Here is a 10,662-nt window from a genome sequence, read left to right as displayed (position 1 = left end):
TATGAACTTCACTCCATCTCGCAAAATACTTTTACACTCGCCTCCACTTGAAAACATGGAAGCCTGTAACTGTCCGCGAAACGGCGGCAACTTCAACTCTAGCTTACTAAAAGGAGGTGTTCCGATATCGATATTTTCTCGCATACTGAATATTTTTATTGTATAGATTCGCCAATATTTTTTATTAACACATTTCAAAGATTCTAGGTTATCGCTATGAAGACATTTAAAGATTTGCCGGCACCGCGAGGCATTCCTCTACTGGGCAACGCCCATCAGCTCGACAAGAAGGCCATACACCTGTCGCTCGAAAAGTGGTCGAGGGAATTTAATCATGAACCCTATCGTTTTCAATTGGCAAAATTAAGATTCGTCGTTTTAAGTAAACCTGAGCAAGTACGGCATGTCCTGAAAAATCGACCTACCGTGTTTCGTCGGATGAGGGAGATGTCGAAGATCTTCGATGAAGTCGGTTTCAGCAGCATCTTCACCAAGGAAGGTGACGAATGGCGGCGGCAACGGCCGATGCTGATACCTGCGTTCACCAAGAAAAGCCTCATCTCGTTCATTCCGCAGATCTCCCGGAAGGCGATTCTGCTTCGCGAACGTTTACAGAAAAAGACCAACGGCGAGCCGATCGAAATTCAGAATGATTTCAGATGCTTTTCGGTCGACGTCGGCTGCCTGCTGGTCTTCGGCATTGACCTGAAGAGCCTGGAGAATAACGATAATCACATTCTCCACACGTTTCACAACGTCGTGAATAGGATGAACCAACGTCTGCGGAGTATTCTGCCTTATTGGCGGGTAGTCAAAATGCCCGCCGACCGGAAGTTCGACGAATCCATCGAAGAGTTGAAGCAGATGGTCATACACATAGCGCGGGACGTCCAGGGAAAAATGCGAAGAAACGAAAATGTCGGCGAGCACTGCATCTTGCACACTATGCTAGAAGCGACCGACAGCGGGGAGAACGCGCTTTCCGATGACGATCTGTTCGCCAACATGATGATTCTCGTCCTCGGCAGCGAAGGCACAACGGCGGCGATGTTGAGCTGGCTGTGCCTGTATCTTAGCCAGGATGACGATCTCCAGAGGCGACTGAGGGAAGAGGTCAGCGGCTTCGACATGGAAACGGTCGACTATGACGCCCTCAATAATCTGCCGTTGACGGAGGCGGTGATCGAAGAAACCTTCCGGATCAGGTCGACCGTTCCCGCGCTCGTTGTGGAGGCGCTCGAGGATACGATGATCGACGATCTTTTCGTGGAAAAGGGCACCCGAATCTTCACTCTGACTCGGGTGGATGGCATCAAGAACCTCGAAAACGACATGGTGTTCAACCCTGGGAGATGGCTAAACGACGATGCTACTCCGATTGACCTGAAGGAGATGAGGCAAAAGCAGTTTCCGTTCGGATACGGGCCGCGGACTTGTCCCGGGGCGTCATTGTCAAACCTCGAGATGAAAATCGTGTTGGCCATGCTAGTGAAGCACTTCAAGCTCGAGATTGTCGACAAGGACGCCGTAGAGGAAATATACACAACGTCGGCGGTGCCGCAGAACCTCAGGATCCGGCTTGTGGCGTTGCCGGAAGGGCATGAACACGCCGTCCCCGTTGGAAGCTGTTGAGGCTTGGACTATGCACCGGTAGAGCGATCAGGCGGCAACTAGGGGGGGTACGCCGGAACCGCCGAAATTTCCGTCATCCCAACTCTAGTTCAGCCAGGAGCGCGTCCAGATCGATCATCTTGCCGCCGCTCTGGAAGGTGTAGTGACCGTTCAACAGGATGTGCCGCCAGGCCGCCGGCGACATCTGGATGATCAGCGCCACGGCCTTGGCGTTGCCACTCGCCTCGTACTTCGTCAGCAGGTGCGACAGGATGGCCGAGTTGTAGTAGATGATCGCGTTGGCGATCAGCCTGGCGCACTGATTGCTGATCTCAATTTCGATGTCGGTGCGACCGGTCAATTCCTTCTTTCCACCGACTTGCGCGATGGTCGAGCGTAGCTGGTGGTAGGACTCGACTCGGTTCTGCGAGCGATGCACGTTCCGTTCCAGTTTCGGATCGCGCAGGTAGCGCAACGTGTAGATGCTACGGATGAGCTTGTCGAACTCGAAGATCGCGCGCCGTGTCGGATTTGGTGCGGTGTAGGTGCACAGCTTGCGAATCAGCGTGCTCTGGGTTATTTCCTTGAGGCCCAGCGTGGCGATGATCTGGTCGATGTTCGACTTCTCGCTGATGATGAGTTGTCGGTTGATCTGGCCGACCGGCTGGATCAGGCGCTTCTCGTACAGCGCTGGATCGTCGGCGCAGTACAGCTCCTGCAATTGATCTTCCAGGTCGGTAAAGCGCGGCTCGAAGCGCAGCCCGAACCAGTACAGTATGGCGAAGTTGGCCTTGTTGACACTGTGCATGTCGCCGGTGATCGCAGTCGGCACGATGTCCGACGTGTTGCGATACCAGATGTCGAACACATGGTGGCCTTCGTATTCGTGTGCGCCGAACGGATTACATTTATCGATTTTGAAACGGCATGTCAGCCTGGCATTGACATGTTGACTGGCCTCAGAACGCCAGGCTATACGCCACTTGGTCAGAACGCAAAGACCGAAGTTGAATTCACGAGCGATTATTATTCGCTAGCGGCCATGATGCTGGCGTTCGCCTTTCCGGCAAATGCATTTTTTCGTCTCGTACCCGAGCGCGTTGCGCAGATAGTCGAAGAGCTCTTCGCTGATGCGTCATTTCCTGAGGAAATCACGCAGGCGGTAGTTGCTGGATTGTCTGCACATCCAGAGCACCGCCCAACTGCATCTGAGATGTATGCCAAGCTCAAGTCAACGAACTGGGACCACGCTGTCACCACTTCCCGCCCTATACCCTTGCCAACGCGTAGTCATATTGATACGACAATTGACGGACTGGGCTCCTTCATTGCATCCCATGCTGATCTTTCTCGCGACGATCGTTTATTTCCTTGCGATTACCGCGTGTTCGGCACGAATCCTTTAAGCCTGGGATGTGGCGCGTACGGAACACTCTTCGGACTGCATCGGGCTGGCTTACCAATCAACCCAGCATGGCGTGATTGGGCCCATCGGCACCCCATCACGAACGAGCACTATACGCCCGGCTTCTTGATGGGCCAGGCTGGTATCGTATGGGTGCTTATTGAATTGCAGGATATTGAGCAGGCCAGTACGTTGTTGATGCGAGCACGCTCGCACCCGCTATTTGATCGTTCGCACGGGCTCTTCGAAGGCCAAGCTGGCTGGGCATTCTCCGCACTCCGGCTATTTTTGGAGACACAAGACGAACAGTTTCTAGAGGCATCCACCAGTGTGGCCGATGAAATACTTTCTCACGCACACACGGATGCCACACGCGGCCTATATTGGCCCTATACCGATGGCAAAGTGCATCTTGGTCTTGGTTACGGTGCATCCGGCATTGCGCTTGTATTGCTCTACTTAGGGTTACTCACTAAGCGCGAGCATTATATTGAGGCCGGATTGCGCGCGCTGCGTCATGACATTTCGTACAGTCAAGACAAGCAAGACGGCCACGGCGCGCGAGGTTGGTCATATACAGCAGATAAACCCTTTCCTACCTTGCCCTACTGTATGTACGGGGCAACATCATCTTTCAGATGCCCCCTTTCCTCCAGCAATTGATGGATGATTTCGACCAGTCCGTCACTCCATGCGAACACCTTCATGACCGCGGGCGTCCGGTCGGCTTCGGCGACATACGGTGCTGAGAGTTTCTTCAGCACGGCGCTTCTCACGCTACGTACCCCTGGCTTTTTTGAGTCGGGCGGCCTCCTGTTTCAGTTACTCAACCTCTTGCTGCAAGCCACTGGCTACTTCTACGAGTTGCTCGATCCACGCCCGCAATTCCTGCTCCTGCGGCCCGAGCCCTTCTCGTGCAATGTCGGGTAGTATAAATTTTGTAGGGAGGGTCATAAATGTGGCGGAAATGATGTCGGCGCGATGAACGTTAACATCCCCCTCTACCGTTTACAAGCAAAATTCGTTACGTCGCACGAGCATGCTGCTCCGCCGATCTTGACGAAGCCAGCCGACCAAACGGCGCGGCGTTGCACGATGGTTGCCCCGGGTTATTGAGAAAATACCGACAGTTTTTGAAACACTGCTCAATTCCGGATGGGCAGATCAACCTGCTGGGTATTGGCACCCTGGAAAAGCTTGTTCCCCTCACATGCCCATTTCTCCCGATAGAATTATCGAGGAGTGCCATCTTTCGTTTCAGGAGGGGGCAGCGCTAGTGCATTTGCACACTAGAGATACAAGTGACAAGCGTATCGAAAAAATTCCCGGCTTAGGCGCTTCTCTGTCAAGCAGTGGACAAGCCAATCACATCGATCTGACACAATTTGACATCATCGTGCCAGCCCTTCTAGAGCAAAATCCTGGCGGTGTAATCAATCTTTCAACAAGCGTACGAGGTAACAAAGCAGCATTTGACAGTCCATTACGACGCGCTCATTTAAAGCCTTATGGTGTGCGCAAACTTGTTCCAGATATTGCGTCATTCAGCCCTGGGCCGGTACTATTTACAGGTGGCGGAGGCTATGAAAATCCTCCAGATTTTATTGATTCGCAATTAGCCCACCTTAAAGCTCACCGTATTCGTCCTGAGGTGGAAGTGTTCAATCTCACCATTTTAAATAACGCACTGACCACTTATAAGGGAGCGTTAGAAGAACTGGAAACACCTGTGCTATTCATGCTAGTGGCAGGCGTTGATCAACAAAAACGGGGAGCAGAAAATGGGGAATTGGTTGATGACTCATTAATTCCTCTTTCTATCCGTCAACGTATCAGCGATCTATTGCAAGCTGATGATGCGGCATCTCAAACCTTAGCAACCGAACTCGCCATAGAATATCTATCGCCCATTACGCAACGCATCCGGCAATGTTGCCCTGCTTCGATTATCTCAATGTTAATGCCGGGTAATATGCAAACTATTTTGACGAGTGTTGCATTAGCACTCGATTTAGATGGCATCCGCATTGGCTTCGAGGATGCACTGACGGTCGTTGACGAACTCGTGCCGGGTCGTATTCGTAAAGCATCCAGCACAAGTGAGCAAGTACGAGCAATTCGACTAGCATTAAAAGCACAAGGAATATCTGTCATCACACCAGCGCAGTTAAGAGATCGACTCGGCATACCCCGTGAAGAGGTTCAATTATTCCGCTACGGTTCAACGAGCCGCCAGCTGCATATTTGAAGCAATTGTCTACTCAGCGCGTAGATAATTTCCTCGGCCTCGAATACCTCGCCAAAGCGTAGCATATCCGGCAATGTGCAAATTTTGCACATTGCTCAAGCCTCCTGAAAAATGTCAGGAAAGACTCTACTGGTTTAGCCGGCCACTTACAGATCACCCAATCGTATCAATATTCTTAGCCCGCAACGCATTCGTCTCAATAAACGCCCGCCGTGGTTCAACCTCATCGCCCATTAAAGTTGTAAAGATATTATCAGCAGCAATCGCATCCTCAAGTTGCACGCGTAACAGACGTCGCACAGTCGGATCCATCGTGGTTTCCCACAACTGACTTGGATTCATTTCACCCAGACCTTTGTAACGTTGTTTACTAACGTTGCGCTCAGCATCGCTAAATAGCCACTTCATCGCACTCTTAAAATTACTCACGGCGATACTGCGCTCGCCACGCTTAATCACAGCACCCTTGTTAATTAAGCCTTTAAAAATTTGTGCGGTTGTTCTTAATTGCTGGAAATCAGATGTGACTAGAAACTCTTCATCAATGACGCTGACTTTTAGATTGCCATGATGGCTGCGTTCGATGCGTAGTGAATGAGATTCAAGGGTCTCATTATAGATAGGTCGTACGCGAATTTCAGGCTTAAGCGGCTCGGCGCGTAATGCCGCTTCGAGCATTTCTGCGCTTGTTTGAGCGGATGCTAATGAGGATAAGTCAATCTCAACGCCATCCATAATGGCTTCCAGCGCGCCTGCGTCGATCATCTGGCGAAGGCGGTCAATCACTGCTTCGGCGAGTAAGTAAGAGCGTGTCAGTTCGCCTAGCGTATCCCCGGTGAGTGGTTCAGCGCCTTCTGCTGGCACCAACTCAGCTCCTTGTAGGGCAAGCCGCAGCATATGTTGGCCTAACTCGTGGTTGTCTTTCAGATAGCGCTCTTCTTTGCCATGTTTAATTTTGTAAAGTGGAGGTTGCGCAATATAAATATAACCACGCTCGATCATATCCGGCATCTGCCGGTAGAAGAAGGTGAGCAGTAGGGTGCGGATATGGGCGCCATCAACGTCCGCATCGGTCATGATAATGATGCGGTGATAGCGTAGTTTGTCGAGGTTATAGTCTTCTTTGCCGATACCGCAGCCAAGGGCGGTGATCAGAATGACGATTTGTTCTGACGATAATAGTTTGTCAAAGCGCGCTCTTTCGACATTAAGCACTTTGCCGCGCAAAGGTAGAATGGCTTGAAATTTACGGTCGCGCCCTTGCTTGGCGGAGCCGCCAGCCGAGTCTCCCTCAACAATATAGATTTCTGATTTGGCTGGATCGCGTTCTTGGCAATCAGCCAGTTTGCCAGGTAGGCCACCGCCTTCTAGAATTCCTTTGCGTCGCGTCATTTCGCGCGCTTTACGCGCCGCTTCACGGGCGCGTGCGGCTTCAAGAATCTTACCGCAAATGATTTTTGCATCGCTCGGTGTTTCCAGCAAAAATGTCTCGAGCGCTTTTGCCACTAATTCTTCGACGGGTGCTCGCACCTCTGACGAAACCAGTTTATCTTTTGTTTGCGAACTGAATTTGGGCTCAGGGACTTTTACTGATAATACACAGGTGAGCCCTTCGCGCATATCGTCGCCGGCGGTTTCGGTTTTATTTTTTTTGGTTTGATCGTGGCTCTCAATGTATTTATTGAGGACTCGCGTCATCGCCGCCCGTAAGCCCGTTAAGTGAGCGCCACCGTCGCGTTGCGGGATATTGTTGGTGAAGCACTGTACGTTTTCGTTGTAGCTGTCGTTCCATTGCATCGCCACTTCGATGCTCACATTGTCTTTTTCACCCGTCGTGTGAAAAATGGTTGGATGCAGGGCTTGTTTTGATTTATTAATGTATTCAACAAAGCCTTTGACCCCGCCTGAATAGGCAAAATCATCTTCTTTGCCTGTGCGTAGGTCAGTTAGACGGATACGCACGCCATTATTCAAAAAGGAAAGCTCGCGTATGCGTTTGGCTAGGATATCGTAATGGAATTCAATATTGTTAAAGATTTCTTCGTCGGCTAAAAAGTGCACTTCTGTGCCACGTTGTTCAGTGGTGCCCACGACGGAGATGGGAGAGACCGGTTCACCATTGATCTGCTCGATCACTCGGTTTTGTGCCACCCCGCGGTGAAATTCCATAAAGTGCTTTTTACCATCACGGCGGATGACCAAGCGTAGCCATTTTGATAAGCCATTGACGCACGATACGCCCACGCCGTGTAAGCCGCCGGATACTTTATAGCTATTTTGGTCAAACTTACCGCCTGCGTGCAGCTCAGTCATCACAATTTCAGCGGCGCTGCGTTTCGGATCATGCTTATCGTTGAGCTTGATATCAGTCGGGATGCCGCGGCCATTGTCGGTGACGGAAATCGAGTTATCCGCGTGAATCGTGACATGGATATCATTACAATGACCTGCCAATGCTTCGTCGATAGCATTGTCGAGCACTTCGAATACCAAATGATGCAGGCCGGTGCCATCGGAGGTATCGCCAATATACATTCCAGGCCGTTTGCGAACAGCTTCTAAGCCTTCAAGAATCTGGATCGACGAGGCGCCATAGCTGTTGTCGGCGTGCGGTTGTTGCTGATCGGTCATGAAATTCTTCCAATTTTGCTGGTGCGTTAAAAACGCCAAAGGGGCACATGGCCCCCGGTGAAATAGTGTCTATTCTGTGCTTAAATTCTCATTGGCATGACGACGTATTTAAAATCCTCATTGCCGGGAATCGTTAAAAGTACGCTAGAGTTAGAGTCTCCTAGGCTAAATTGCAGCATGTCAGCCTTTACATTGGAGAGTACATCAAGCAAATAGGTTACGTTAAAGCCGATATCGGCTGACGCGCCATCATAGGCAATTTCCAACTCCTCTTGAGCCTCTTCTTGCTCTGCATTGTTCGACGTAATTTTTAATTGGCCCGGCGCAATTAAGCAACGCACGCCCTTAAATTTGTCGGATGTCAAAATGGCGGAGCGCATTAGAGCCTGCTGGAATTCGCCGTGGCCAATGGTAAAGGTATTAGTATAGCCCTTTGGAATGACGCGCTGGAAATCAGGAAATTTACCCTCAACTAATTTAGAAATCAGTTCAATTTGGCTAAAAGTAAAGCGCGCCTGAGTTGGGGCGAGATCGATACAAAGCGCTTCGTCATTATCTTCAAGCAAGCGTTGTAATTCGAGAATCGTTTTGCGAGGGATAATCACTTCCTGCCGTGCAAATGAACCCTCAACTGAGGTTGACGCGAACGCTAGGCGATGGCCGTCGGTCGCAACGGCCATCAATTGGCTGCCGTCAACGATGAGCAACATGCCATTTAAGTAGTAACGGATATCTTGTTGGGCCATGGCGAAATGCACAAAACCCAACAGTTGCCGAAAGGCTTTTTGGCTAATGGTGATACTCGCATCGAACGCCTGATTTTGCGAAATGGTCGGAAAATCACTCGCTGGAAGCGTTTGTAAGGCGAAACGGCTTTTGCCGGATTGTACCGTCAGGCGCTTATCAGAGAGGTTTAGGCTCACCTCTCCATCAGGCATAGCCCGCAGGATATCGACCAACTTAAGCGCGGCAACCGTGGTTGCGCCCTGCTCTGTGCCGGAACTTAACTCGGCCCGCGTCATGATCTGCAGCTCGAGGTCAGTAGACAGAAATGATACCTCCGAGCCCTGTTTAGTGATCAGCAGGTTAGTCAAAATAGGCAGGGTGGTATTGCTACGGCGCTTCACGACTCCGCTGACAGCTTGCAGTGGCCGCAAAAGCTTCTCTCGTTCGGTCTTAACCAATTGCATACATATCCTTCTTTAGCTTGAACGGGTTGCGCTTCGCTTAAGGGGAAGCGCTTTCTACCTAAAATGGGCAGAGAAAAACCTATATTGTGCCTGAAAAATCAACCTTTCAGGGTTTGTTCTAATACATGCAGTTCACGGTTGAGCAGCGCATCTTTGCTGCGGACATCCGCAATTTTGCGCACGGCGTGCAAAACCGTGGTGTGATCGCGCCCCCCAAAGAGTTCGCCAATTTCGGGCAGGCTCTTTTGCGTGAGCTCTTTGGCCAGATACATCGCAATTTGGCGCGCGCGGGCAATATCTGCCGGACGTTTTTTTGAATACATATCCGCTATTTTTATGCCATAACGGTCAGCGACCGTCTTCTGGATATTGTCGACGGAGATTTGCCGATTTTGCACGGTGAGCAAATCCTTGAGCGCTTCTTTAGTCAGCTCGATAGTAATTTCGCGGCCATGAAATTTTGAATAGGCAAGAATCTTGCGTAGGGCGCCTTCGAGTTCACGCACATTTGAGCGTAAATGTTTAGCCACGAAAAACGCGACATCCTCTGACAAATCAACACCTTCCGAATGCGCCTTGCGCAGCAAAATAGCCACGCGCATCTCCAGCTCAGGCGGCTCAACGGCCACGGTTAAGCCGGAGTCAAAGCGTGAAATGAGCCGGTCGTCTATGCCGGAGATTTCTTTGGGATAGGTATCGCTGGTGATAATAACCTGTGCTTTATTGGCAACCAGCGCTTCGAAAGCATAGAAAAATTCTTCCTGGGTGCGCGATTTGCCGGAAAAGAATTGAATATCATCAATTAGCAAAAGATCGAGCGAGTGATAATACCGCTTAAATTCATCGAAGGCTTTACGCTGATAAGCCTTTACAACATCTGATACATATTGCTCCGCATGAATGTAGCGAATTCGCGCGCCCACTTTTTGCTGCCTAAGTTGGTTGCCAATTGCATGAATCAAATGTGTTTTGCCCAGACCTACACCACCATATAGAAAAAGCGGATTGTATGAAACCGCAGGATTGTCGGCAACCTGAATGGCGGCGGCTCGCGCGAGTTGATTGGCTTTGCCTGTGACAAAGTTTTCAAAGGTGAGCACGGGGTTCAATTTTGAGCGCTCTGGCGCACCGCTGCTCTCGTGATTGGTAAGCGGTGAACCTGACCATCCGGATCCTGCTGCTGCGCTGTTTTTCTGTTGGCCAATAGGTGTCTCACTTGTAGTCGGGTTAAGTGATGTCATCTGGGCTGTAAGGTCTGCGGCAGCTGTCTGATGAACAGAAGCGGAGTCAACGGAGTTGGCCATGGTTGCTCCGCTGGCCCGGCGTGCGACTTTGGGGTCAAGTACAAAATGTACCGCCATTGGTTTACAACAAAAATCTCGCGCCAGATCGGCGATACGGCTAGAAAATTGGCTTTTTACCCAATCGAGCTTAAAGCGGTTTGGTGCGGCAATATGCAGAGTACTTGCCTCAATATCAAATTCGAGCAAAGAGAGTGGTTTGATCCACGTCTGATATTGCTGGGAGGGAAGCTCTTGCTCCAACAAAGTGGAGCATTGTTGCCAAAAATCATTCAT

The 10,662-nt window shown here is 50.5% G+C and carries 8 protein-coding genes and 1 pseudogene; 4 read left to right on the top strand and 5 right to left on the bottom strand.

What is annotated here, in order from left to right; all coding sequences use genetic code 11:
• Window positions 1–216 precede the first annotated feature (216 nt).
• The gene (locus KMZ15_RS00045) at window positions 217–1,632 is read left to right on the top strand and encodes a cytochrome P450 (RefSeq protein WP_223692857.1); all 1,416 of its coding nucleotides are present in this window, start codon (window positions 217–219) and stop codon (window positions 1,630–1,632) included.
• 73 nt (window positions 1,633–1,705) lie between these two features.
• On the opposite strand, the pseudogene KMZ15_RS00040 reads toward KMZ15_RS00045, so the two are convergent.
• A pseudogene (locus tag KMZ15_RS00040) lies at window positions 1,706–2,506 on the bottom strand (Tn3 family transposase); the annotation flags it as partial.
• Between KMZ15_RS00040 and KMZ15_RS08955 the strand changes: the two are divergent.
• Window positions 2,480–3,679 (top strand): lanthionine synthetase LanC family protein, encoded by a 1,200-nt coding sequence (locus tag KMZ15_RS08955; protein WP_308710257.1) that lies wholly within the window; start codon window positions 2,480–2,482, stop codon window positions 3,677–3,679. The pseudogene KMZ15_RS00040 and the gene KMZ15_RS08955 overlap by 27 nt on opposite strands.
• A 159-nt stretch (window positions 3,680–3,838) precedes the next feature.
• On the opposite strand, the gene KMZ15_RS00030 is transcribed toward KMZ15_RS08955, so the two are convergent.
• Window positions 3,839–3,970 carry a hypothetical protein gene (locus tag KMZ15_RS00030; protein WP_258134750.1) on the bottom strand — a complete coding sequence of 44 codons (132 nt, stop codon included), beginning with the start codon at window positions 3,968–3,970 and terminating at the stop codon, window positions 3,839–3,841.
• Between the two features lie 27 nt (window positions 3,971–3,997).
• Between KMZ15_RS00030 and KMZ15_RS00025 the strand changes: the two genes are divergently transcribed.
• Together KMZ15_RS00025 and KMZ15_RS00020 are read left to right on the top strand one after the other, a co-directional pair.
• On the top strand, window positions 3,998–4,132 hold the full coding sequence (locus tag KMZ15_RS00025) for a hypothetical protein (protein WP_258134749.1): 135 nt from the start codon (window positions 3,998–4,000) through the stop codon (window positions 4,130–4,132).
• Between the two features lie 94 nt (window positions 4,133–4,226).
• Complete coding sequence (locus KMZ15_RS00020) at window positions 4,227–5,264, top strand: 3-keto-5-aminohexanoate cleavage protein (protein WP_258134780.1); 1,038 nt, start codon at window positions 4,227–4,229, stop codon at window positions 5,262–5,264.
• A gap of 153 nt (window positions 5,265–5,417) precedes the next feature.
• On the opposite strand, the gene gyrB is transcribed toward KMZ15_RS00020, so the two are convergent.
• The 3 genes from gyrB to dnaA form a co-directional block, all read right to left on the bottom strand.
• A complete protein-coding gene (gene gyrB / locus KMZ15_RS00015) occupies window positions 5,418–7,895 on the bottom strand; it encodes a DNA topoisomerase (ATP-hydrolyzing) subunit B (RefSeq protein WP_223692853.1) in 2,478 nt (825 codons plus the stop codon).
• Window positions 7,896–7,975: 80 nt separating this feature from the next.
• The gene (gene dnaN / locus KMZ15_RS00010) at window positions 7,976–9,085 is read right to left on the bottom strand and encodes a DNA polymerase III subunit beta (RefSeq protein WP_223692851.1); all 1,110 of its coding nucleotides are present in this window, start codon (window positions 9,083–9,085) and stop codon (window positions 7,976–7,978) included.
• A gap of 98 nt (window positions 9,086–9,183) precedes the next feature.
• Window positions 9,184–10,662: a chromosomal replication initiator protein DnaA gene (gene dnaA / locus KMZ15_RS00005; protein ID WP_223692849.1), complete on the bottom strand. Its 1,479-nt coding sequence runs from the start codon at window positions 10,660–10,662 to the stop codon at window positions 9,184–9,186.

Origin of the sequence: Mycoavidus sp. HKI, assembly GCF_020023735.2 — a bacterium.
Taxonomy (GTDB): domain Bacteria; phylum Pseudomonadota; class Gammaproteobacteria; order Burkholderiales; family Burkholderiaceae; genus Mycoavidus.
This window is presented reverse-complemented; position numbering and strand designations above follow the sequence as displayed.